Annotated in this window: 18 protein-coding genes; 6 read left to right on the top strand and 12 right to left on the bottom strand. The window is 49.5% G+C overall.

Going from position 1 to position 24,273, the window contains the following annotated elements:
• The first annotated feature begins 82 nt into the window (after window positions 1–82).
• From CLM71_RS06865 to CLM71_RS06855, 3 genes are all read left to right on the top strand, one after another.
• Entirely contained in the window at window positions 83–1,012 is a 930-nt protein-coding gene (locus tag CLM71_RS06865) for a LysR family transcriptional regulator (RefSeq protein WP_105230335.1), read from the top strand.
• A 166-nt stretch (window positions 1,013–1,178) separates the two neighbouring features.
• Window positions 1,179–2,348, top strand: coding sequence for an MFS transporter (locus tag CLM71_RS06860; protein ID WP_105230334.1), 1,170 nt, complete (start codon window positions 1,179–1,181; stop codon window positions 2,346–2,348).
• Between the two features lie 410 nt (window positions 2,349–2,758).
• Window positions 2,759–3,559: a histidine phosphatase family protein gene (locus CLM71_RS06855; protein ID WP_234008625.1), complete on the top strand. Its 801-nt coding sequence runs from the start codon at window positions 2,759–2,761 to the stop codon at window positions 3,557–3,559.
• 164 nt (window positions 3,560–3,723) lie between these two features.
• Here the strand turns inward: CLM71_RS06855 and CLM71_RS06850 are convergent, their stop codons facing one another.
• Window positions 3,724–4,593: a LysR family transcriptional regulator gene (locus CLM71_RS06850; protein ID WP_105230332.1), complete on the bottom strand. Its 870-nt coding sequence runs from the start codon at window positions 4,591–4,593 to the stop codon at window positions 3,724–3,726.
• A gap of 102 nt (window positions 4,594–4,695) precedes the next feature.
• Here CLM71_RS06850 and CLM71_RS06845 point away from each other — a divergent pair, with 102 nt between their 5' ends.
• Window positions 4,696–5,652 (top strand): nitronate monooxygenase family protein, encoded by a 957-nt coding sequence (locus tag CLM71_RS06845; protein WP_105230331.1) that lies wholly within the window; start codon window positions 4,696–4,698, stop codon window positions 5,650–5,652.
• A 106-nt stretch (window positions 5,653–5,758) separates the two neighbouring features.
• On the opposite strand, the gene trpS is transcribed toward CLM71_RS06845, so the two are convergent.
• Both trpS and CLM71_RS06835 read right to left on the bottom strand, forming a co-directional pair.
• Window positions 5,759–6,763: a tryptophan--tRNA ligase gene (trpS, locus tag CLM71_RS06840; protein WP_105230330.1), complete on the bottom strand. Its 1,005-nt coding sequence runs from the start codon at window positions 6,761–6,763 to the stop codon at window positions 5,759–5,761.
• A gap of 302 nt (window positions 6,764–7,065) precedes the next feature.
• Window positions 7,066–7,998: a LysR family transcriptional regulator gene (locus tag CLM71_RS06835; RefSeq protein ID WP_105230329.1), complete on the bottom strand. Its 933-nt coding sequence runs from the start codon at window positions 7,996–7,998 to the stop codon at window positions 7,066–7,068.
• 87 nt (window positions 7,999–8,085) lie between these two features.
• Here CLM71_RS06835 and CLM71_RS06830 point away from each other — a divergent pair, with 87 nt between their 5' ends.
• The gene (locus CLM71_RS06830) at window positions 8,086–8,565 is read left to right on the top strand and encodes a GNAT family N-acetyltransferase (protein WP_105230328.1); all 480 of its coding nucleotides are present in this window, start codon (window positions 8,086–8,088) and stop codon (window positions 8,563–8,565) included.
• A gap of 146 nt (window positions 8,566–8,711) precedes the next feature.
• On the opposite strand, the gene CLM71_RS06825 is transcribed toward CLM71_RS06830, so the two are convergent.
• The 5 genes from CLM71_RS06825 to CLM71_RS06805 form a co-directional block, all read right to left on the bottom strand.
• Window positions 8,712–10,073 (bottom strand): NosD domain-containing protein, encoded by a 1,362-nt coding sequence (locus tag CLM71_RS06825; protein ID WP_105230327.1) that lies wholly within the window; start codon window positions 10,071–10,073, stop codon window positions 8,712–8,714.
• A gap of 241 nt (window positions 10,074–10,314) precedes the next feature.
• Window positions 10,315–11,736 (bottom strand): glycoside-pentoside-hexuronide (GPH):cation symporter, encoded by a 1,422-nt coding sequence (locus CLM71_RS06820; protein ID WP_105230326.1) that lies wholly within the window; start codon window positions 11,734–11,736, stop codon window positions 10,315–10,317.
• 108 nt (window positions 11,737–11,844) lie between these two features.
• Window positions 11,845–12,855, bottom strand: coding sequence for a LacI family DNA-binding transcriptional regulator (locus CLM71_RS06815; protein WP_105230325.1), 1,011 nt, complete (start codon window positions 12,853–12,855; stop codon window positions 11,845–11,847).
• Window positions 12,856–13,468: 613 nt separating this feature from the next.
• A complete protein-coding gene (locus CLM71_RS06810) occupies window positions 13,469–17,026 on the bottom strand; it encodes a hypothetical protein (protein WP_105230324.1) in 3,558 nt (1,185 codons plus the stop codon).
• A 257-nt stretch (window positions 17,027–17,283) separates the two neighbouring features.
• Complete coding sequence (locus CLM71_RS06805; protein WP_105230323.1) at window positions 17,284–18,174, bottom strand: oxidoreductase; 891 nt, start codon at window positions 18,172–18,174, stop codon at window positions 17,284–17,286.
• A gap of 331 nt (window positions 18,175–18,505) precedes the next feature.
• On the opposite strand from CLM71_RS06805, the gene CLM71_RS06800 reads away from it, so the two are divergent.
• A complete protein-coding gene (locus CLM71_RS06800) occupies window positions 18,506–18,916 on the top strand; it encodes a tautomerase family protein (protein ID WP_105230322.1) in 411 nt (136 codons plus the stop codon).
• A 136-nt stretch (window positions 18,917–19,052) separates the two neighbouring features.
• On the opposite strand, the gene CLM71_RS06795 is transcribed toward CLM71_RS06800, so the two are convergent.
• The 4 genes from CLM71_RS06795 to CLM71_RS06780 all read right to left on the bottom strand — a co-directional run bounded on the left by CLM71_RS06795 (window position 19,053) and on the right by CLM71_RS06780 (window position 24,118).
• The gene (locus tag CLM71_RS06795; protein ID WP_105230321.1) at window positions 19,053–20,369 is read right to left on the bottom strand and encodes a cytochrome c; all 1,317 of its coding nucleotides are present in this window, start codon (window positions 20,367–20,369) and stop codon (window positions 19,053–19,055) included.
• 10 nt (window positions 20,370–20,379) lie between these two features.
• Window positions 20,380–22,152, bottom strand: coding sequence for a GMC family oxidoreductase (locus CLM71_RS06790; protein WP_105230320.1), 1,773 nt, complete (start codon window positions 22,150–22,152; stop codon window positions 20,380–20,382).
• Window positions 22,153–22,168: 16 nt separating this feature from the next.
• Window positions 22,169–22,906, bottom strand: a complete 738-nt coding sequence (locus CLM71_RS06785; protein ID WP_105230319.1) for a gluconate 2-dehydrogenase subunit 3 family protein — start codon at window positions 22,904–22,906, stop codon at window positions 22,169–22,171.
• A gap of 180 nt (window positions 22,907–23,086) precedes the next feature.
• On the bottom strand, window positions 23,087–24,118 hold the full coding sequence (locus tag CLM71_RS06780) for a LacI family DNA-binding transcriptional regulator (protein ID WP_105230318.1): 1,032 nt from the start codon (window positions 24,116–24,118) through the stop codon (window positions 23,087–23,089).
• Window positions 24,119–24,273 lie beyond the last annotated feature (155 nt).

The following is a 24,273-nucleotide window of genomic DNA, read 5'->3' as shown; positions in this document are numbered from 1 at the left end:
CGCGTTGTTTACGCACTGACTCAGGCCTGGTATAGAATTACACATCGATAAATGCGTTATTAACCACTCCTGAGTCAACATTATGTCTACCGGATTTACAGCAGAATCCCTGCGGGGCATTACACATTTTGTCATTACGGCAAAATCGAGCAGTTTTACTGAAGCCGCAGAGCAGCTGGGCATTACAAAGTCCGCGGTCGGTAAAAGCGTGGCCAGGCTTGAGGTGCGGCTGGGAACGCGACTGTTTCACCGCTCCACGCGTAAACTGAGTTTGACCAGTGACGGGGAAGCCTATCTCACAAGCTGCCTTTCGGCGCTGGAAATCCTGGACTCTGCGGAAAACACGCTCAGCAAGCGTCAGGACAACCCCGCAGGTACCGTCCGGATAGATATGCCGGCGTCATTTGGCCGGAACCTGATGATGCCGGTACTGCTTGAGCTGATTAGCCGTTATCCGGCTCTGCGACTCGCTCTGACTTTTAACGATCGTCTGATCGACCCGGTGGAGGAAGGCGTTGACCTCGTGCTGCGCCTGGGAGAACTTCAGAGTACCGATGCGTTGATCGCCCGGCGCCTGGGCCGGCAGCGCCTCATACTGTGCGCCTCTTCCGCTTATCTTGAGCAGTACGGTGTGCCCGGGGACACGGAGGCGCTAAAAGCGCACAGCTGTATTATGGGCTACCGGCGGGGAGCCCCCCTTGCCTGGCGGCTGCGCCCGGCGGGAGAACGAGAAGTGAAATTTATCTCTGCTGCGGCGCACCAGATCAGTGACGGAGACGCCATGCTCCAGGCCTGCCTGGCGGGAGCGGGTATTGCGCAGTTTCCGGAGTCGATGGTGAAGAGTCATCTCGACGCGGGCCATCTCGTGACGGTAATGGCGGATCATATGCCCGACCCGGTTGAGCTTAACGTCATCTGGCCCCGAACCCGGCATCTTATTCCCAAGGTGCGGATCATCGTTGATGAACTGCTTACAAAATCTTCTGAGGGGTATTTTGGCGACCTGAAGTAGAATTTTTGTCAACGCTCAGGCGATTTCAGAGCTGTTTATCAACTTTCGGCAAACTTATATTCTGACTGCCCTGCTGCCACTGCGGCGCCCACCCGGTTTTTGCCGGAGGCCGGCCCAATGACGACGGGCAGCTTAACGTAAATATTTTACTGACAGGATATGTGTTATGCCATTTGCTCTCTGGGCTCTGGCGATAGGTGCATTCGGTATTGGTACCACTGAATTCATTATTGCCGGCCTTCTCCCCGTGATCGCCACCGATTTTAACGTCAGCATTCCCGTTGCCGGCAACCTGGCTACGTCCTACGCGCTGGGGGTATTTGTCGGGGCGCCGGCCCTGATTATTCTGGGCTCCAAAGTACCGCGTAAAGCCATGCTGGTCTTCCTGATGGCGTTATTTGTCGCCGGTAACCTTGTTACGGCATTTGCGCCCACGCTGGGCATCGCCATTTTGGGCAGAGTGATTACCTCTATGACCCACGGTGCATTCTTTGGTATCGGCTCGATCATTGCGGCAGATATGGTTACGCCCTCGAAGCGCGTGCGGGCAATCGCATTCATGTTTATGGGCCTGACCGTAGCCAACCTGATCGGCGTGCCCGCCGGCACCTGGATTGGGCAGCACCTTTCCTGGCGTGACGCCTTTATGGCGATTGCGGTCATTGGCATCGTTACCGTTATCAGCATTGGTATGCTGATCCCGCACCAGCCCCGTCCGCAGAACCATAACTTCGCCCATGAGTTTAATGCCTTCAGAAACGTCAATGTGCTGCTTGCCATGGGCATTACCGTCTTCGGGCCGGGCGCGTTCTTTACCTCCATAACCTATATCGCCCCCATGATGACGGAACAGGCTGGCTACAGCGAAAGCAGCCTTGCCTGGCTGATGCTGCTGTTCGGACTGGGGCTGTTTGTCGGCAACCAACTGGGGGGCAGATATGCAGACCGTGCTCTGATGCCGATGCTGTATATCACGCTGGCGGCCCAGGCCATAGTGCTACTGATTTTTAACTTTACCACCCACAGCCAGGCCATGTCGGCCGTCTGTATTTTCCTGATGGCCGCGTTCGGCTTTGCAACCGTTTCTCCGATCCAGAAGCTGGTGATGGATAAAGCGCGGGCAGCGGGTGCGCCCACGCTGGCCGCCGCCGTTAACATTGGCCTTTTCAACCTTGGTAACGCCATTGGCGCCTGGCTGGGCGGCGCCGTTATTGGCGCGGGTTTCGGCCTGCAGTCGCCTAACTGGGCGGGCGCTGGACTTTCCGTCGTTGCGCTGATCTTGGCCGTATTATCCGGCCTGACGGACAAAACCGGGCAAACGGCAGAGCTGCATTAATCGAGGCACACCGCTGGCCAGTAAAAGCGTCTTAATAACTTACTGGCCAGAACGGGTATGCGCAATTGTGCTGAACGTTACCCATTAGATGCTGACAGAACCGCTTTAAAACCGGCCTTACGTAAAATTAACGTATACCGTTGTATCTCACCCACAATAATCACTTGGAAAAATTATTTAAATAAACTGAATCTTAGAGGAATGCCTTAAAACTAAATGGCACGCTCATCGCTGAAACATATCGCCATAAAGAGCACCACGTCATATTTATTACACACCAGTTCCCCACGTGATAACGGGGGGTAATTATAGATTTACAGCGACACATTCATTTTTGTGATCTCAGTTGCAGCCCTCTGTAATTCATTATTTTATATTACATTTTTATGGCAAACATCCTGGATATAAAAATGAAAAAAACAGCATCTGTTCTGGCAACGTTAATGTTGCTATCGGGTTCGGCCATGGCAAAATTGCAGGATTATGGCAAAGGCAGTGTGGATATCTATTTCGTCCGTCACGGCCAAACAATATTTAACCTGTATGACCGCGTTCAGGGATGGTCAGATACACCGTTGACACAAGCAGGCGAAAAAGTGGCCCGTCAATTCGGCGCCGGCAGCAAAGACATCGGTTTCAAAAAATACTATTCCGGCGATCTTGGAAGACAGCGGGAAACATTATCGTTGATCATGCAAAGCCAAAATAGCCAGGCGGCTCCTAAAGAACTTAAAGCATTACGCGAAGTATTTTTTGGCGGCTTCGAAGGCTTACCCAATAACGAAATGAATACGGCGGCAGGTAAAGCGCTGGGCTTAAAAAGCGATAGTGCAATGACTGAACTGCGTCAGCAAGGGAAAATGTCCCTGACAGAACTGGCGGATGCTATCAGTAAGGCTGATGAGAAGCATGATGCTGAAACCGCAGGCCAGGTCAGAGACCGTATGCAATCGGCGCTGGGCATGATGGTCAAAGATGCGCTTCAGCACCATGATAAAAATGTATTGGCGGTATCCTCCGGGATGTCTATCGGTATTATGATTTCAGATATGACGAACGATCCGCTGAAAAATAAAGGGATGGGGAATGCGGCCGCCGTCAAAATAGAATACCGCGATGGGAAGTATCAGGTTAAAGATATCGGGGATATGCGTTATGTCGAGGCAGGGAAAAAAATTATCGACGCCGCCGACGCCAAGCGTTCCCATTAAATACACACCGAGCCGGATTGCTCATAGCGCGTGGGCCCGGCATGCTGCCTCGGCCATCCGCCGGCGATCTTGTCTGTCACACGCCATTCGTTGCCTGAAGGCACAGCACCTTCAGGCAACGAATGGAGCGGCGGTCATAGCGAACGGACATCGTTGTTGCAACGCTACTTCAGCTTTCCCACCCACTCAGCACAAAAATCCAGATAAGCCCGCACAAGTGCTGAAGGATGTTTATGGCGGGCATAGATAAGGTGTAACGGCAGGGTTTGTTTAACCGTCCCGGGTAAAAGCTGCACCAGCTCCCCGCTTTCCAGCCAGGGCCTGGCTGAAAAATCCAGTAGCTGTGAGACGCCCATGCCACTCAAGGCATAATGAATCAATGCCTGTGCATTATTGGTGGAAAAGAATGGCTCGTATTTAACCTTTTCTGAGCCAGAGTCCCATTCAAAAAAACCATGGTTCAGACTTTCCCAGCCGGCAACGGGCAGCCGGGCCATTTCAGCCAGCGTCTTTGGCGTGCCGTAACGCGCTAATAGTTTGGGGCTTGCCACAAACAAAGACTCCACCGTCATGACAGGTTTGGCAATCACATCATCGATATTTAAGTTACCCATCCTGAGCGCCACATCGACGCCATCCTCAAACAAATCGACGACTCTTTCGCTTGAATGACAAAATACTTTTATATCGGGATAACGCTGCTGAAATTCGAGCAGTAAATCCCACCAGAGTGAGAAGTTAGGGGGGACAGACAGACGTAATTTGCCCTGTAATGTGTGGGCTGAGGTTACCGATTTTTGTGCATCCTCCAGCAGCTCGACGCCCAGACGCGCCTGTTCAAAGAACTGTTGTCCTTTATAGGTTGGCTTAACCCCATGCCTCGACCGTTCCAGGAGCTGTACGTTTAACGCCTGCTCAAGCTCATTGATTTTTCGGCTCAAGGTTGAGATCGGCACACCCATTCTGTCACTGGCCGCAGAAAAACTGCCTGCATTCACCACCGCGATGAACAATTTCGTTGCGTTAAAGTCCACTTTCCTTTCTATATTTGGGAATCATGTATTCATTTTTGGTGATTCCATTCCATTTTGCAAAGGGTAATATTTCACCTGTCTGATTTTTACCAAGGTTGAACAATGAATAACCGCATCACTGAACGCTTGCATATCCGCTATCCGCTCATACAGGCCCCCTTGTATTTTCTGACCAATGCTGAACTCGTCGCTGCCGTTTCAAACGCCGGAGGGCTGGGCACGCTGGGGCCACACGCCGGGCAAGACAGCCTGCCCGGCTCGCGTTATGTTGCATTGGATCGCATGCGGGAGGAGATCAGAAAAGTAAAAGAACTGACGGAAAACCCTTTTGCCGCAACGTTAATTAACGGACCTGATATGAGCTTCTGGCGAGCAACCGCAGAAATGCTCGTTGAAGAAGGCGTGGAAGTAGTACTGATCAATGAAGTGCTGGACGCTGAAATATATGATTTTTTTAAAAGTCACCGCATAAAAATGCTTTACCGTGCCCTGACGCCCACTATCGCCAATTCGCAAGAGGCAGAGAAATTAGGGGCCGACATCATCATTGCAACCGGTTTTGACGAAGGGGGCACCGTGCCATCCCGCGTGACGGGGACGTTCAGTATCGTGCCAATGATCGCGGATAGCGTAAAAATCCCGGTCGTTGCCGCCGGCGGTATAGCTGATGTGCGGGGTGTGCGTGCCGCCATGGCATTGGGAGCGGAAGGAGTATTTGCCGGCAGCCTGTTTTTGACGGCCCTGGAAAACCCCGCAGATGAGAAAGTCAAACGCCTGATTGTAGAGTCGAGCGCTGAAGATCTGCTGCTTTTCCGTACGCTGCCGGCGTATTACCGCACCCTGCCCACCACTCTGAGCCCGAAGCTGGCAGAATTAGAAGCGCAGGGCACCGACCGTGAAACCATGTTTAAGGTAATGAACGGATACCACTCTTTGTGGCAGGCCATGCGGCTCGGCAATTTTGATCAAGGGGTCGTCTCCACAGGCACGGGTATTTCCGTCATCAAATCGGTTCGTCCGGCCGCAGAAATCGTTTCCGATCTTATGCAAGACTTTTAAGGCAGCGTCCGCTTTGCGAAAAGCGGACCTTTACGCTCCCTCACATCACCAGCATTGAGCCGTCTCACCACTATTCAGACGCCTGGCTAAACGGCTCGACTCACACTCAGAATACCGGCACGCCCAGCCCCCGCTTCACTTCCTGTAAGGTGCGCTGCGTGACTTCATGCGCTCGTTCGCTGCCCTGTTTCAACAGTGCCATCAGCATGCCTTTGTCCTGAATATAAGTCGCACGCCGCTCGCGCATAGGGGCAATCAGCTCCTGCAAACACGTCTCCAGCTCATTTTTGCATGCCCGATCACCCAGTCCGCCCCGTTGATAATGCGCTTTCATCTCTGCGACTTTCGCTTTATCCGTGTGAAACGCATCCAGATAGGTGAATACCATGTTGCCGGTTATCTGCCCCGGATCGGTCACCTTTAGGTGTTTTTCGTCGGTGTACATTGCGCTAACCGCGCGATGGATGGTCTCCTCGCTGGCGGAAAGAAGCAAAGTATTGCCCAGCGATTTGGACATTTTGGCGTTGCCGTCGATCCCCGGCAGGCGGCCGGTGTCGCTCAACATGGCCTTGCAGTGGCGTAATACCGGTTCGGGAAACAGGCTGTTCATCTTATGCACGATTTCGTTGGTCTGTTCGATCATCGGTAATTGATCATCGCCGACGGGGACCCTGCTGGCCTTGAAGGCGGTAATATCCGCCGCCTGGCTGATGGGATAGACCAGAAAGCCGACCGGTAATGAACGGGCAAAACCTTTCTGTGCAATCTCATTTTTTACCGTTGGATTACGCTCCACGCGCGCCACGGTAACGATGTTCATATAAAGCGCGGTCAGTTCGGCAAGGGCGGGTAGCGCAGATTGCAGACAAATGGTCGTGAGCGAGGGATCGATACCCGCAGCGAGATAATCGGCCAGCACTTCAGGAATATTGTCCCGAATTTTTTGCGGATTGCTGCCATTATCTGTCAGCCCCTGGAGGTCGGCGATCAACACATACTGTTGATAATCATGTTGCAGGGCCACACGCTGGCGCAGCGAGCCGACAAAGTGGCCCAGATGCAGCGGGCCGGTTGGGCGATCGCCGGTAAGAATAATGGTTTGGTCATTCATATAAGACTCCTTAAGCCTCAGGCCGAAAAGGGGTCTTATCAAAGCAAATAACCGCCCTTTCGGCGGTTATTTGAAAATGGGGAATACACATTCAGGCCGCCTTTAAGAAGGCAGCCACCACAGGTTATGACTGAAAACGCTGATAACGTGTTTTGTATTCATCATCCGAACTTATCATGACTGGATATAGGCGTAAAGTGACCGGAGATGCTCTATCTTTTAAAGCCGCCGTTCGTGGTGCCCAGACACGCCGCTTCCGCGACCAAACGACTCACGCCCGGTGCCCCACAGACTTTCCGCATTCACCGCCCTGCGTTAACCTCTTGCGCCAGCATCTGCAGTTTCTCTTTCAGCCAGTTCGTCGCGCCGCGCTTACCACTCCGTTTATGGGAATAAATCTTCACTTCAAACGGGCGTATCGCAAACGGTAATGCAAAAATCCTGATATCCGTTGCCGGCATCAGCGTCTCTGCGGCAAACCGGGGAATCGCCATCAGCAAATCGCTTTGCGCAACGATAAACGGCGCGCTGAGCATCGATGGCGTTTTGATCGCTATCTGCCGCGTATAGCCCATCTGCTCAAGCTGTAAATCCAGCACGCCCCGTTTCTCATTCCAGGGCGTCACCACCAGATGCCGGGCGGCGAGATAATCCTCCAGCGTCAGCCGTGTCCGGCGGGTGTTGCTGATGACAACATACTCATCTTCAAACCAGCCGATCTCTTCCAGTTCCGGATGGCGGATATCATCCGGCGTGCTGAACCCAAGCGCCAGATCCACTTCGCCCGCCAGCAATTCCGTCAGCGCCGGGCTGTGCGGCAAATAGAGTAGCTCAAAGCGCAGGCCGGGCGCTTCGTGCTGCAGTTGCTGCATCAGGACGGGGAAAATACACAACGCGGTAAAATCCGTAATCGCAATTTGTAAACACTCCGTACTGGCGGCGGCGGCAAACTCCGGCGGCGGCGTCAGCTCCTGATTGAGGAATTTCAGTGCCGAAGCGATAGAAGGCGCGAGCTGCGTGGCATATACGCTGGGGCACATACGGTGGCCTTCGCGGTAAAATAACGGATCGTTGAGGGCGATACGCAGCCGCGACAGCGCATGGCTCAGCGCCGATGTGCTCATCGCCAGTTCATCCGCCGCCAGACGCACGGAACGGTGACGATAAACCGCGTCAAAAACCGGCAGAAGGTTTAAATCAAGACGCCTCAGCGCCGGATGCATAATATTCATCATTGGGTGATTTCATTGCACTTAATTCTTCTGACAATACCCCTTATGCTTAGCGCCATCAATGTCCCCCGCAGAGAGAACAGGAAACCCATGAGTATCACGATTCGTCAGGCCCGCCCGGAAGATGCTGCCGCCATTTACGCCATGATCTATGAGCTGGCGGTGTATGAAAAAGCCCCGGAAGAAGTGGTCACCACGCCGGATGAAATCCGGGAAACCCTTTTTGGCGCAGGCAGTAACACCGAAGCGTTGATCGGTGAGATGGAAGGTAAAATCGTCGGGTATGCCGTTTTCTTCACCAGCTATTCCACCTGGCTCGGACGTAACGGTATTTATATGGAAGACTTGTATATTTCCCCTGACTATCGCGGCCAAGGTGCGGGCAGCGCGCTGCTGAAGCATATCGCGCAATGCGCGGTGAAACGGCAGTGCGGCCGCCTTGAATGGAGCGTGCTGGACTGGAACCAGCCCGCCATTGATTTTTACCAGAGCATCGGCGCGCTGCCGCAGTCCGAATGGGTACGCTATCGCCTTGATGGTGAAGCGCTGCTGAAATTTGCCGAATCGTAAGAACGGTGCGGCAATAAAGTCCCGCAGCGGGAAGCGTGTTCGGACTTTGCTATTTTTATAAGCCGTTGAGAGCGGGCACACCGCCCGCCTTTTTGAGAAAGTTTGTGCTGCTTTTCAGGCTCCGGTATCCGTACGGACAACCCCCATTAACAGCTCTGGCCCGGAACGGGAGTGGCCCTGAAGGCATTCACCGCCCTGTCCAGCACGACCTGAGCATCACTGCCTGAATCCAGGACAATATTTTGCCGGGACTCTTTTTCGATCCGCACGGTGATGACATCAAGCGCTGCCAGTCCGTCAGTCGCCAGCAACGCGCTTACCTGCGTGGAGAAACAAGCACTTGCGGCCGCATCATGGGCTTGTGACGTTTCGGTGGTGGCAACGATATGATTATCTGAAATATGATTCCCCTGCCCGGACACCACGCGGATTATCACCGGGGTGGCGCCTGACGGGGTAATATACTGGGTATCTATAGTCTCCGATATATGATTGGCAATAATCGAATTATTGTCGCCACTGATATAAAGGAGTCCGTATAAATCATCCAAGCCGTTGTTGTAAGCCTGCATCGGAGCCCAGGGTTCGCGCTCACGGAAGAAATGGTTGGCCGACACCAGGTTTTCTGCGCAGTTGTCTTCAAAGACCAGCATGCCCGGATAAAATGAATGGAGCCGATTATTGCTGACAGAGGAACGCACTACGCCGGAAAAATGAATGCTGCTTTTTCCGCGCGGGAAAATATTATTGGCAGTGATAAGCAAACCGCCAAAATTTTGTGCGTAAATGGAATATCCCCTGTAACCGGCACCGATGAGATTGTCGGTTATTTTCGATGCCTGCCCCGAGCCGCGCAGCTCAATGCAGTGGCCACATTCAGCAATGAAGTTATTATGTATCGCCAGCGCGTCAGCGTTATAAATAGTGACACCATGCTCTAAATACACCAGCCCCATGCCGCTGATACGGAATGAATCCTGCGCACTGGCAATATAAATACCTGTTTTACCATTGAGATAAGTATTTTCAGGATCGTCATTCCCTGAGCCATCGTCCACAAAGTGCAACCCATCAATACAGAAATCAGCAAACTCGACAGAACTTATCCGCGGGTCTCCGCTGCGTTCGATATAGAAGGCAGCCCCGGCAGACGCCTCCCCGCCTGCTGCCGGTTGCATCTCAACGAGTATGCGGCTGCCTCCCGGCCACACTTCGTGCCAGTTTTTCCATTCACTCTCCGGCGTATTAAAACGGATACTGGAAGAGGTGAAACCATGCCCGGACCCCATGATTTTCAGATAGCTGATATCTATCACCACTTGGGTAAGAAGAGGATAATCACCCGGTGGAATATAGATGACTGCACCGGGCTTTCCGCCGTTATTAATGTCGGCATCCGTTTGCCTGGCTTTAATATCTGCGATAATGCTATTAATGACCTCACCAATATCCTGATACGGATTCCCTTCCTTCCACTCGGTGACATCGTAATAGTTGCTACTCGACATGTGTTAAATCCTCCTGTGACGGTAATACGAAAAACATGCAGTGCGCGATGCGATCTCTTCGCGTAAGGCCAGTGATATTGAGGTAAGGTTCCCCGATGCGCCGCATGGCAGGCACTCTCATCCCGCCATGCGCCCCAGACAATACGCATAATGATCCAGGGCCATGTTTATTTTGAATAACCCGCTTACGTTCAGATCTTGTTTCTTTTAGCCATACGTCAATACGCGGCGTTGCTTGACCTTAATGGACGGGAACATCTTTAAGCGCCTGCGGTTGAAGCGCACCCTTTTCCAGTTCGCGTTTGGCGAGATCGACTTTTATCTTTTCGATAAAAATGTTGTTCAACTTGAAGTAGCGCACCATAAATGCGCTGATAAAATAACTCACCATCGGCAGTAGCGAGAACATGATAATAATGCCCTGGATAGTTTGTGCATTTTGCTCCGGCTTATTGGCGATATAACCGGTATATGACAATATCCAGGCAACGATCGCCCCGGCTACCGCCAATCCCATTTTCAGCATAAACAGATTACCGGCAAAAGAGATACCGGTCAGGCGCTTGCCGAACTTCCAATCGCCGTAGTCGTCAACGTCTGACATCATCGCCCACAGAATAGGGCCGGACTGGATTAAATGCAGGATATTAATGATCACAAAGAGCGTGAGCAGTGGCACCAGGGATTTCGGGTCGACAAACCACAGCGCGAAGGAAAGAATACCGAGAATAATATTAATATTTCGGAACAGTTTAACCTTATCAAAACGGTCGGTCAGCGGTTTGGCGATGACACTGCCCAGCATATTGCAGGCGACGCCGAGCGCCATAAAAAAGGTAATAAAGCCGACGGAAGCCTGCATCACGTAGGTCGCATAATAAATGGTGACAGCGCCACGAATGAACGCCGGAAAAACATTCAGAAAGGTAATTGAAATCATCAACAGCCATTGGTCATTTTTAGCGATATCTTTCAGGTCTTTCATTAACGAGTCGTTGGACTTAATCGAAACAACGCGCTCTTTAATACTGGAAAAACAGAACAGGAACATCAGCGTCGCGGCACCACCCATGATCATCATCGTCAGCTGAAAGCCGGATGCGCGATTGCCGTTACCCAGCCAGTCGGTTAACGGCAAAATGGAGGAAGAGACAATAAGCGTCGCCAGGCCATTCAGAAAGAAACGCCATGACAAACAGCCCAGCCGCTCCTGTTGGTTCAGTGTAATCACGCCCGCTACCGAGCAATAGGGAATATTGATAGCGGTATAAATCAACGACATAATCAGATAAGTGAGCCAGGCATAGATGATTTTTCCGTTCATGCTCAGGTCGGGCGTGGTGAACATCAGTATGGCGCCCAGGCCAAATGGCACCGCCATCCACAACAGCCAGGGACGGAATTTACCCCATCGACTTTGTGTACGATCGCAAATCGCCCCCATGATCGGATCGCTGAAGGCGTCAAAAATACGGATCACCAGAAATAATGTTCCTACGACGCCGGGAGCCAGCCCATAGACATCGGTATAAAACCATGTCAGATACAGCGCCAGTACGCTCCAGATCATACAGGATCCGGCGTCACCCATACCGTAACCGATCTTTTCTTTCAGACGCAGCTTTCCGTAAGCGCTTTGCTTTTCCATGGCAGTCGCAGACATAAAATCACCTCAATAGTGCCCGGTCATAAAATTTAGACGCTGGTTATTATCACCAGAGTCAGTGCTGGTAATAAATTTCCAACAACATTAAATGGAGACATGCAGATATTAAAGCGTCGTAATATTAATAGTCACGCTACTCTCGCGGATAATCAGCCGGGAGACAATTTCATACATTTCGATGCTCTCCTGTTTTTTCTCGTTATTAACCATCTGAAATGCCAGGTGTGCGATTTCTTTTATCGGCTGGGCAACGCTGGTTATCCCTTTAGTTTGCGCCAGCAAGGTATTATCGAAACTGGCAATAGCAATATCCTGAGGAACAGCCACGCCTTTTTCTTTTAACCCGTCGATAATATAACTGGCGGCAACGTCATTATAGACCCAAAGAGATGTGCACACATTTTTCCGGGCAGACAGCTTTTCGATAACCTCATCCAGTATACCGATATGGCCAGATGTTTTTTCCCCTTCACCTTTCGCTATCCAGAATTGATTTTCTTTAGCCAGATTTAACCCCTGCCCGGTAATTTTTTTACTCCAGGCGTAAACCTTGCGATTATCGACACCTTCCTGGGCAACAAAGCCAAATGTGGTATGCCCGCTTTGTATGAAGTGTTCCGCGATACTTTCCGCACCTTTACTCTGGTTAATAGAGACGGAATTAAAAAAGCGTGAAACCTGTGTCACCACCGCAACCGGAATATGGGTGGCGGTTAACCACTCCGAAAGTTCGGCCTCTGCTTCTGTCGGAACCCACAGCAAACTGTCGATCCCCATACCAATTAAAGCGTGGATGATCTGCTTATCCTGCAGAGGTTGATTCTGGTGGGTCTTAACGATCACCGATTTTCCAATGTACCTTGCTTCCTCTTCAAACGTCGCCAGTAACTCGCAAAAGTGAGGATTGACAAGGTTTGGCACAACCACGGCAATCAGCCCGGAACATTTACCACTCAACTGAAACGCGCTCTTACTTGGCACATAACACAGGAAATCCATTGCATCACGTACTGCTTGACGTGTTTCCGGCATCACACTGGGGTGGTGATTCAACACTCGTGATACGGTAGCAGTAGAGACCCCCGCTTTTTTTGCTACGTCCTTAATCGATGCCATGTTAATGAGATGCGTCGTTTAACCATGGCGTCACTATAAATTGTGATGAAGGTCAAAAATGTAAGCCAGTTCACATGTTGCCGCGTTACATGAATCCGCGCTTAGTCGCGCAATTCAGCTTGGGGTGCCGTCGCTTATCCAGGCACCCAGGCTGTGTTGAGGAGCGGCCACAGCTTCGCAGCCCAATGATGAATTCAGCTTCTGGCACAAAACCGCCGTCGAATCGCTCTTGGTCTGCTATGAGCGATCTACGGACATTGCTAACAGTGACCTGCTCAACATTAACTACTACAGGCATCAATGGTGTAAAAAATAGTTTGAATGGGCAGCTTGGAAGGAGGGAGTCGAATTTCGGGGGGCTGTACAGTTAGCATTCCTGTTAAAAACTGTCCTTCCAAGTCCAATTACTCTGAACCCGTTTACTTACCTTTTGTAGGCGATGGATGTGAAAGCTGCATGATTCCTGGAATGGGAGATGCGAATATACGCTCGTTCTACCAGCTGAGGGGCAGCACGCCCTGAAACGAGTCCGGCTTCCCCAAAAGCCAGCACATGGTTAATGTATGGTAAATCTGAGCTAATGCCAAAAAACAGTGACATTAGCTGCACATTCTTATTTGGCCTCAATTTTTTTTGGCGCTTTTCTTCTTTTTGTTGCGGCAGCAGTTTTTGCTGCACGCTTTTGCCTTTGCTGTCCCATATTCAGTATCAAAAACACTACCTGAAAGATTTCAAAATCTCCCCTGTAGGACGCAATAAACCCAGGTGGGCGAGAATCAGTATGGGGTATATCTTCGAGACCCATAAAATTAAAACCATCAGGAGAATGTTCTTTGGCGCTGGTTTTCAGAAATTCCAAAATACCAGTTTTATCTTCAATGTAAGCGTAGGTTATATGGAACATAACCCTGCTATGCGTGTATCCCAGTAATTTCTGAAAATGGCTAAGCAAATCAGCTTTTTGAGTATCTTGGGTCAAAGGTTTACTACAAATAACAGCTTCAATGACGGACAGCTCGGTGCTTCCCCAGCTAATAGTCAAATCCCGTTCTCCGGGGTTGAGATTACCACTGTATCCGCCACGTGATTGTTCTGTAACGGTCCAGCCTAAAAACTCAAGCCGGCCGGATAAAAAATACCTGAATAAAGCGGATAAATCATCCTCACAACCATCTACTGTTATTTGCTTCATTGTTGGAACTAATGCTATAAGCGAGCCAGAAGCTGCTCTTACGTGATCAACTAAAACCTCAGCAAAGGAGTTCTTCTTCTGCTTTAATATCTCCGCTTTATTATCAGGATTCATATCTTTGAATTTCAAAATTGCAGAAGAAACCACTTTAATAATATCTTCCGTAAGAATGACTTGAGGCAAAGAAAGCGCTACAGAGCCCTTGGCTATATAATTTCTGGCAGCCGCCAATACGCCAGTGATACCAAAAATATGTTCTGCCGTATCAAGCGCTGCGTTTGCTTCTAGGAGTCTGCCAAGTCTGTAATAGGATACTGCCTTATATGCTGAAGCAGTATCCTGCAGCATAATGAATTGAAAGCCAGATAGAATATTAAGTGCTTTCTCTGTCTCACCGAGTACTAGGTATAGCAGGGCTGTGTTACACTTTAATGTCTCATTGTTATTATCTTCCGTTACTTTGGATAACATTGCTTCCAGCTTAGAAACTGCGGCCACTCCTGCGCTGTAAGCTTCTCCTGTAAGTAGCTCGAATGTGTCGCCTTGAATTAATATTTTCAGTTCTGCTGCAAGCCAGTTTGTCACCCGTGCAATCGAGGGCTGTTTATTAAACAACCTTTCGAATTCATTGCGAGAAAATATCGGATTGGGTGTATCACAAGATAGGAATGCGAGCGCGCGAAAGTGAGCCAAAACGTCGCTTGCCTCATCTTTTTCATGCGGGGTGATGTCTGCGGGTATCGGGTGGTTAATTATTTTCTCCCATTCTTTCTTTAAAAACATCAATCGGAGATCGTACTGCAAACGAAGTATTTCTCTGCCTCTTACTTTCCCCAGTGTTTTTAAATTTCGTTCAGATTTCATATAAGCTTCTGCGGCAGTAACAGCACCGGCTGTAAGCAGTTCATCTATCCTCGACTGCATATCTGTCAGGGAATAAATCTCACCTGCATCTTCAGGTGTTAATTCATTGATTCTTTTGGTTATCTTACTCCGCAAGGAGAAAGGAACAATTGGAAGTAATGTTGCTAACATACTAGGTTCATCAGTTTCACATATTGCGTTAACCAGATAATTCTGCTGCTCAGCGTTAATCAGGTGTAACGCAATCGAAAGATCAAAAGCCATAGTTATATATGAGGGTGAAGATATATAACGATCAAAACGCGGGGAAAATGCATCTATTCGTCCTTTTTCTTTATGTAATAAAGCTCCAGATTTTACATATTTTATCAATGAGTTAACTATTTGTGTTTTAGACTGAGCATCAGATTTCGAAAGCGCCCTGCATAAAATACGAATATGAGTTCTGAGTGAATGTGCAATTTTATCTACTTCAGAGTATATATTATCGTCTTCGCTTATTTTTTTTATAAGAGCAGTGACATCAAATGGATACAGAAAAGCTTCATATGTGTCTTCGCTTGACTTTAATATTTTATGAAGAGCGTTAGCTTCGTCGCTCCCTATCCTGTGAACAGATCTTCCGATTGTATCTTTCAGCAATGAATCCGAGTAAAGTTTGAGAATTTTTCCCGCATCTATTTTTTCTTCAAGCTGCCCCGTGGAGCATAAATCCAGCAGCGTGGCGAATTCCGGAGAATAAATACCTGCTATTTCATGATGTTCCAAAAGATGCGAAATCATAGCAAATATGATATTCCTGTCTAACTGACTTAATGCTTTTCTAAAATTTATTATGGTTAAGTCTACTGTTTTCAGGTTATCAATATATTTTTCACTGTTGTTACCTATCAACCAGTTGTAAAGGTCAGCCATCTCTGAGGGTGGAGTACTGCCGAGTGATACGTGCCTTGTCAGAATGCTTAATGCATCATCAATACACGCTTCACGAGCGTGCTGCAAATCAGTCTCAACGAGTTTGCGATCCCATGCTCCAGTGTGTATTGGCCATTTTGCGATGAGCAAATAAGCTAAAGCTGAGCTCGGCGGGTAGAACAAAATATCAACCAATAGGGCGGGCATGTTTTTCGTCTGAAGCAACATTGAAAACAGCATTTCACAGTACTCGGCAGACATATCTATTAGAGGTTCAATTAAATAATGAGGGACTTTGCAGTGGATATCATTGTTTATCTGAAGTAATAACAGATGCATTAAATTATGCATTTCTCCATAAGTATCAAACGATTCCCAAAAGTAACCTTCCACTTCTCTGGACTCTGACCAGATAGCTTTTCCGACCAGTGTAGAGGGAGGTGTTTTAACATGGTAATAAACAGGGTGCGACGTGAGTTCTTTAAGTATTGTATATTCACGTTCCAGAACTTCTATGCAGTTATCCCATCGTGTAAACCCTTTTTCTTGCTTAAGTTCTGCAAGGATAGTCTGGATGAGTGTCTGAGCATCTTGTTTACGCCAAGCAATGCTGGATACAACCGGAGGGTTATCTAATAAACTCCAAAGTGAAAGCCATTTTTTCAATGCATCAGCATTGTTCTGAGACTGGTTAAGCGTAATCTCCCATAATCTTGCGGCAACCCACGCGGGAGAAAGGCAGCTAAAGTTGTCATGATCAAATACTTGAGTCTTTTCGTTTTCTCCATCTGCATCCGCGACGATGGTATACGTTTTTTTGCCAAGACTGAGGAGCAGTGATTTTATGGCTGAATATTTATCATCCTTAACGCTATAGATATTTTTTCTGACATTTCCGATGTTCCGTAACTTGCCCCATACTAACTTGACCCAGCCTTGACTAATCAATTCGTCAAACGAAATATCAATATGTTGTGGCTGTTTAGTGTTTTCGTAGTCTGACTTCGAAGTGATTAAATATGCATTATCTTTTATGTCCGTTTTAGACAGATAATCCACTGCCAGAATATCATCTACCAGATTCTCTTCGTTGATTTCTCGTGGATGTGTATTTGTTACAGTCAGATTAGATGTAAACCTAGTACGTAATATCTTTCGTGTCTCATAGGGTGAATATTCATAACTGCTAAACTTAGACATTTATTTGTCCTTGACTGAGTTTTAATTGTTTTGCATTTGACATATGCAATAAATATCGTCTATTAACATGATAATACTCCATTTACAAGGCGAGTCTATCTGAGTTTCAAATTTTGATTTGCTGTATTGACCTGCTCCCCGTTGATCCATATAGACTATTATTAACTACTTCCGCTTCTGGCACACAGCCGCCCCCCAAGCGGAACAATACCCACTCTGCCATAATTCAACGGGTCGCCGTCTAATCCCCCGACGCTTCAGCCTGGCCCCTCGCTCCCTGCCGCCAGCAACGGCACCAGCACATCGCTGATCGGCGTGGGGATCCCCTGCTCGCGGCCATAACGCTGTATCACGCCGTTGCGGATATCCCACTCCAGCGGGCGGTTGGCCTGTCGGTCAGCCAGTATTGAGGTGCCCAAATCCGCAGGGGCGCGATGAAAACGCTCCACGATCTCCTGCGGAACGTTATCGCTCAGTGATGCGCCGTGCGCACGCGCAACGGCCAGACACTCGCGCAGATAGGCCAGCGCCAGTTCGGTGATATCCTCCCGGGCGAACATCCCGGCACGGCGATTAGCCAGCACCATCAGGCCCGCGACCGCGTTCTGCAACAGCTTGCGCCATGCGACGGAGACAAAATCGGCGGACAGTTCAACCGCACAGCCTGTGCCGCCGAGCACATCCGCAAATCGTTGCGCCTGCGGCACATCGGGCAGCGTAAGACGCGGTTTTTCACGCAGCCATACGGAGGCATCCGGCTCGCGCTGCGCCGGGAACCACACGACCGAAGGCAGCACCCGGGCGCCGTTGACGTAGGGCGTCAACTGGCTGGCCTGCTCGACGCCGTTTTGCAACGCGCAGACGACGGTATGTTCGTCGCACAGCGCGGCCAGCCAGCCGGCGCAGTCAGCAACCTGGGTGGTTTTCACCGCGACAAACACCAGATCGAACGGATGGCGGATCACCGCCGGATCGCTCAATACCGGCCCGGGCACCACGACTTCCCCCTCATCGTGACGCAAAATTAACTGCGGATGCGCGCTACGCCCGCAAAGGACCGGCGTTCGGCCAGCCTTATGCAGTAACGCGGCGATGGTGGTGCCGATAGCACCCGGCCCGAGAAGGGCAAGCGTGGGATGGTCAGACATATGGCGTTCTCCTGATTTGATTAACCTATCATCAGCGTGCCGGCGACAATGAGAGCGTATATCAGCAGCCAGCAACGAAACTTGATGATATGAGACCTCACGGGCAGACGAAGTAATAGGCGACCAGGGAAGGAATGTTGCCCTCGGTAAAACCATTCGTTCGATGCCGACGTCTGTACCGTAACACCATTGGACAGCCAGACGATACGCGGACCTTAACGCATGGCGCTCACGAACTCGATTACTCCATTTCAATAGTGTATAAGATAATGAATAACCTATTGTTCCTGTAATAGTTTATCCGATATAAACACCTGATTAAGGACATGTTATGCCTGGAATTACCCTGACGCTGTCTGGCTCAAAGAATCAAACATTAACCAAAGAATGTGTACGTTTAGCGACTCGGATCACATGCGATGTTTTAAACAAAAACAGCTTCGAAACCATGGTCATTGTGAGACATGTCGATGATGAGGACTGGTTCATTGATGGTAAAAGTCTGGCTGAATGGGGTAAAAATTCGTTCAGGCTTGAAGTGACCGTCGTGGATGAAACCTGCAGTAAAGACCAGAAAGCGGCATACCAAAAAGCAATTTACAACGCGATGGAGCAGGCAATCGGTAACTTACACCCCCAGTCGAACGTTCATATCATCGACTGTAAAGCGGCATCATATGGGTACACGGGGATCACGCAAGAGTATCGATACCAGCATAAAGACGAATTTTACAAAAAATAACGCTATTTATCGTGGCCTCTCCCGCAGTAACGCGCAATTGAGGGGAAACCTATCCGGGCTGAAAAGATTTAAGCCGGATGTAATCTGACAGATACCAGCAGAACCGGTGACTGTCAGATTAGATCGGCGTTAAATACTATTTTTTGCCGTGCATCGACTCACCCAGCCAAGGTTTGGCCTGCAGGTCTAAGCGGGCTTTCTCAATTTGCCGGGCAGAAACCGGTGCCGCCGCATTGCCCCAGCTGTTGCGAATATAGGTCATGACGTCAGCAATATTACTGTCTGAAAGCTTCTGCGAAAATGCAGGCATACCGGCAGCCGTCGGATTAGCATGCGTTAATGGCCCGTCAGTACCGTTGAGCACCACATTCACCAGGCTTGATGGATCAGGTGAATTGACCTGAGGATTACCAGACAGTGAGGGAATCATATTACGCACGCCAGAGCCGTTCGAGACATGGCACGCGCTGCATTGAGATTCATACACTTTTTTACCCGTCATCATGGCTGTATTGTCGCTGGATAACGGCGTTGGCGCCGGGGCCTCTGATGCGGGCAGCGCTTTTAAATATTGCGCAATGGCTTTCAAATCATCATCTGTCATGTACTGCGTTGAATTCTCAATCGCTTCGGTCATTGGGCCTGATGACGCCGTAATCTTGTTAGTGCCTGAACGCAGATAAGACACGATATCTTCTTCACTCCATTTCCCAAGGCCGGAATGAGGATTGGCAGTAAGATCCGGCGCATACCAACCTTGTAACGCTCCCCCCTGCAAGTAGGCAGAAGTATCTCCACCCAACAGGTTTTTGGCTGTGTGGCATGATGCACAATGCCCCGGACCATCAACAAGATAAGCACCGCGATTAAACTGCTCACTGGCTGTTGCCTTGGGCTCAAACACACGATCTTTAAAGAACAGCAAATTCCAGCCAGCCAGTGTCCAACGCTGGTTGAACGGGAAAGGTAACTGGTTTTCCACCACTTTATTTTTAACCGGCGGAATGGTTTTAATATACGCCCACAGGTCCGCTAAATCCTGGTCCGTCAGCTTGGCATAGGCATTGTATGGCATTGCGGCATACAAATACCCGTGTGAGCCAATACCGTGACGAACTGCACGGTCAAACTGTTCCTGAGTCCAGCCACCAATACCGGTTTCAGGATCAGAAGTGATGTTCGATGACAAAATTGCGCCAAACGGCGTATTAAGCCGATAACCACCAGCAAAAGGTTTCCCCCCTTCAGCCGTATGGCAGGCGGTACAATCCGACAGTCTCGATACATACTCACCGCGTTTGATTTGTTCCTGCAGGGCAGGACCTGAAGAAATCTGTACCGTTTGAGGATAGCTTTTGTGCAGCCCGTACTGCACCCATGCGGTATAGCCAACCGCCCCCAGTACCGCCACTGACACGATCCCATAGGCGACACGTCGCATTTTCTTACCCATGATATTCTCCTTATCGCACCAGTGAACCCGGATTTTTCAGATAGTCATTAACGATGGCGTGAGCGGTCCATAGCGTGAGTGCACTGAGCGTAATCGTTGGGTTATATCCGCCGTTATTTGGGTAAGAAGACGCTCCCAGAACAAACAGGTTGTGCGCATCCCAATGCTGCTGGTAGCGGTTAAGTACGGACGTGGCCGGATCAAGCCCCATGACTGCACCACCAATGGTGTGTGAGCTGTCATAGGCACGGAAAGGTGAATTATGCTTATCAGGGAAGGCTTCCGTCTCCCACGATGTGGCGCCAGATACTTTGCAGATATCCTCTATGCGATCGCGAATGAAACGCGCCATCAGCCTGTCGTTCTGGTTGTAGTCAAAGGTCAGACGCAGTAATGGCTGGCCATTCTCATCTTTATAGTTGGGATCAAGCGACAGATAGGAATCCCGGTGCGAGTAAGACGTGCCTTGCCCTTGAATTTTGGCATAGTTTTGGTAGCTCTTCTGGAACGTTTTTTTCCATGCGGAGCCCCACATTTTACTGCCTGGCGGCAGGCGATCCGTCATGCTCAAAGGTGTTCCCTGATCTGACAGCGCCTGAATCCCCGCCCCGCCAAGGAAACCTAAGCCGGAGTGATCAAAATTATCGCCGTTGAAGTCATCAATCTGCGTTGACAAGGCCCCGGTGGAAATGAACGGGTTCATATGTTCATTTTCATAATACAGGTAACCCATCGACATGGTCTGATAGTTGTAAGCGCGGCCTAGCGTCCCCTCCCCTGTTACAGGGTCGTAGGCTTTACCAATTTTGGACAATAACAACAAACGGACGTTGTCTAACTGATATGCCGACAGGCAGACAATATCGGCAGGCTGGAAGCCGGTATTACCGTCAGAATCACGGAAGGTCACCCCGGTGACTGTTTTGCCATCTTCCGCTTTATCGATATAAAGCGCGGTACATTCAGTCAGCAGTGTGAAGTTGGTCCGGTCCATAAGCGCAGGAATAACACACACATTAGGTGAAGACTTAGACCAGTTACCACATCCGTAGAAACCGCAGTAGCCGCAATACGTACATGGGGCAAGATTCACACCCAACGGGTTAGTGTAAGGTGCGCCAATGGTTCCGGCCGGGATAGGGAATGGATGGAAACCCATCTTTTCAGTGATCTGATGAAACTTGTCGTTCCAGTGAGAGCGGATCAGAGGGGGTGTGGGATATTCACTGCTGCGGCTGCCTTCAAATGGGTTACCGCCGCTCTGCGTGACCCCATTAATGACGCCGGCTTTACCCGAGATGCCCGCGATTTTTTCGACACGGTCATAGAATGGCTCCAGCTCGGCGTAGCTCACGCCCCAGTCCTGAACGATGAGACCATCGGCAAGTTTCATATTATGGTAGCGATCGCGCAGGCGAGTAGCCATTTCAAAGTCAGAAGGGTTAAAACGCCAGGCATTGGCGGCCCAGTGCTTACCCGCTCCCCCAACGCTATACCCCATCTGGAAGGCATTCCAGTCACGCGCCGGCAGTGCTTTCTGGCTGCTGTCATTACGGAAGGTTAATGTTTCAACGCGAGGGGGCTTCAATATTTCACGTCGTACTCCGTAGCGCAGTTCATCAGCTGCAATAGCAGGAGAGAAATTGGTTTGCGTCTGCTCCCACGGGCCGCGTTCAATTGCGACAACATTTAATCCTGCCCGGGTCAGCTCTTCAGCCATAAGCGAGCCGGCCCATCCGAGGCCAATAATGACCGCATCGGCCTTAGGTCTGGTGTAATTCATAATCTGCCTTGTCTATTTACGCTTTCAGGAGTTGAATGATGCTGATAGGTTCGATATTTAGCTTCTGTCCTTTTAAAGGCGCATAATCACGATAGTCGTAACGTGCCCCCGGGAACCCAATCATTCTCCACCCGACCATATTGCGATTGCCGCCATAAATAGGATCGGCAAGGAACCCTTCCTGAACATTGGCCAGGAACTGTCCGAATAATACTTCCGAATTGAATGTCGGGTATGTAAACTCACCGGACTCCATCTTCTCTAAATAAGCATCCTGCATATCATGAGAGAGTTCGGTGAAAGATTTATTAAATAAGCGCGTACAGTGTGTATCCAGTTCCTGAAGACCTTTACGGTAGATTTCCGCCGGAGAATAAGGGCTTTGGTTGCCCTGAGACTCGGTACCGTTTTCAAATGGGCCCTGATTATATTTCCATTTGGCTTTGCCATAATCTCCCGCAAGCTGATTGTCGATAAAGACAACACACCCTGCCTGAGATGCGCTTACGCTTAACTCATCCGCGGGGATTAGTCGGTCAAAGATAGCGGTAACCAATGCATACTCACGCGCATTAAAAAATAAACGCTGCGTAGGATCTGCGGGGGTCGGCAATGGGGTCTCTTTCGCACGCCAAATTTTACCGCCATTCAGAACATTTTTTCTTTCCGCGGCACCTGCGGGGGTAAATATGGAGGCGGCCGTTCCTGTTCCAGCCAGAATTAACCCTGCCTTAATAAAACTTCTACGCTTCATACCATGCTCCAGACGAGAAGAATCACTGACCACATAAATAAACTCACTGATAAAAACTCAGAAGAGCGTATCTGATAGACAGTAGTAATTATTTTTTAGAAGTGAACTTTATAAATATTATTTTTGCAGCCGGCGCTCCTCGTTTATGCGCCATGTTTTACATGGCGCATCGTTGATTTATTATTTCTGCTTTTTAATATGTGAACGCCGTAAACGCAGCTCACCAAATTGCCATTCACCATCGGGATCTGACTGCTGATCGATCAGGCGATTAATTGCTTCGGCAACCTGAAGGTCTGCCCGCTGATTCCAACTGGTCAGCTCCCACGTGCTGGAATGGGCTTCATCGATATCATCAAACCCTACAACGCCAATCTGAAGGTCTGCATCAAAGTCTCTTATTGCCTGTATCGCGCCAAATGCAAGCACATCGTTCTCGCAAAACAATGCATCAAGGCGGTCATGCTCCGTTGATTCTTTGAGATAGTTCATCATGCAGCGATAGGCGAAGTCTCTATCGTAACGTCCAGCGACTAAAACAACGTCTACTTTTTTACCTTCTAACGCTAGTGATGCCTCGTAGCCTTCCAGTCTCAGCAAATGATTGGATGACGTATCGGGCCCCTTCATATAACCAAAGCGTTGATAGCCTTCTTTGAGCAAGACCTGTCCTAATGTCTGACCCGCTTTAAAACCATCAATGTTGACAACTTCGACTTCCGCACTGTCCGTATTTCTAAAGACGTGAATTGCGCGAATATGGTGCAACGATTCAGCGACCACCAGCAATTCATCACTCACGATGGTGGCAAGATAGATCAGACCATCAACATGAAGCTGCCCTGCCATTTGCAATACAGACTGATAATTTTCTGGCGACTCTATGTTTAAGAGCAGAGTCATATAACCACGCTCGTTCAGGCGCTGCGTGACCTCTTTGAGCATCCGCAGCGTATGAGGATTGCTGAACTCATCAGCCACTACCCCAATGATCTTTGTGCGTCGCTGTTTCAAACTGCGTGCCAGTAAATTGGGCCGGAACCCTAGCTGCGAGGCAGCGGCAAGAACGGCCTCTCGCGATTCAGCTGAAATCGATGCGTTATCTTTAAAAGCGCGCAACACTGTCCATTTTGAAACGCCTGCCAACTTTGCAACGTCATCTGCTGTCGATTGCTGAAACTTTCTGTCTGGATTGCCTTTTTTTTCTTTCATGCTGATTCACATTGATTACGGACGCATCATACGGCACAGCATAAATTAATCAGGCTTACACGCCAAATCCCTGGCGGACGCTGAGAACTCTTTGTCAATCAACACCGCCCTTATTGGTGTTGATGTGAGGATTATATTTTTCGTTGCTACCGTTG

This window comes from Serratia sp. MYb239 (assembly GCF_002966855.1).
In the GTDB taxonomy this organism is placed as follows: domain Bacteria; phylum Pseudomonadota; class Gammaproteobacteria; order Enterobacterales; family Enterobacteriaceae; genus Serratia_B; species Serratia_B rhizosphaerae.
The sequence above is the reverse complement of the archived record's forward strand: the minus strand, read 5'-3'. Positions and strand labels throughout refer to the sequence as shown.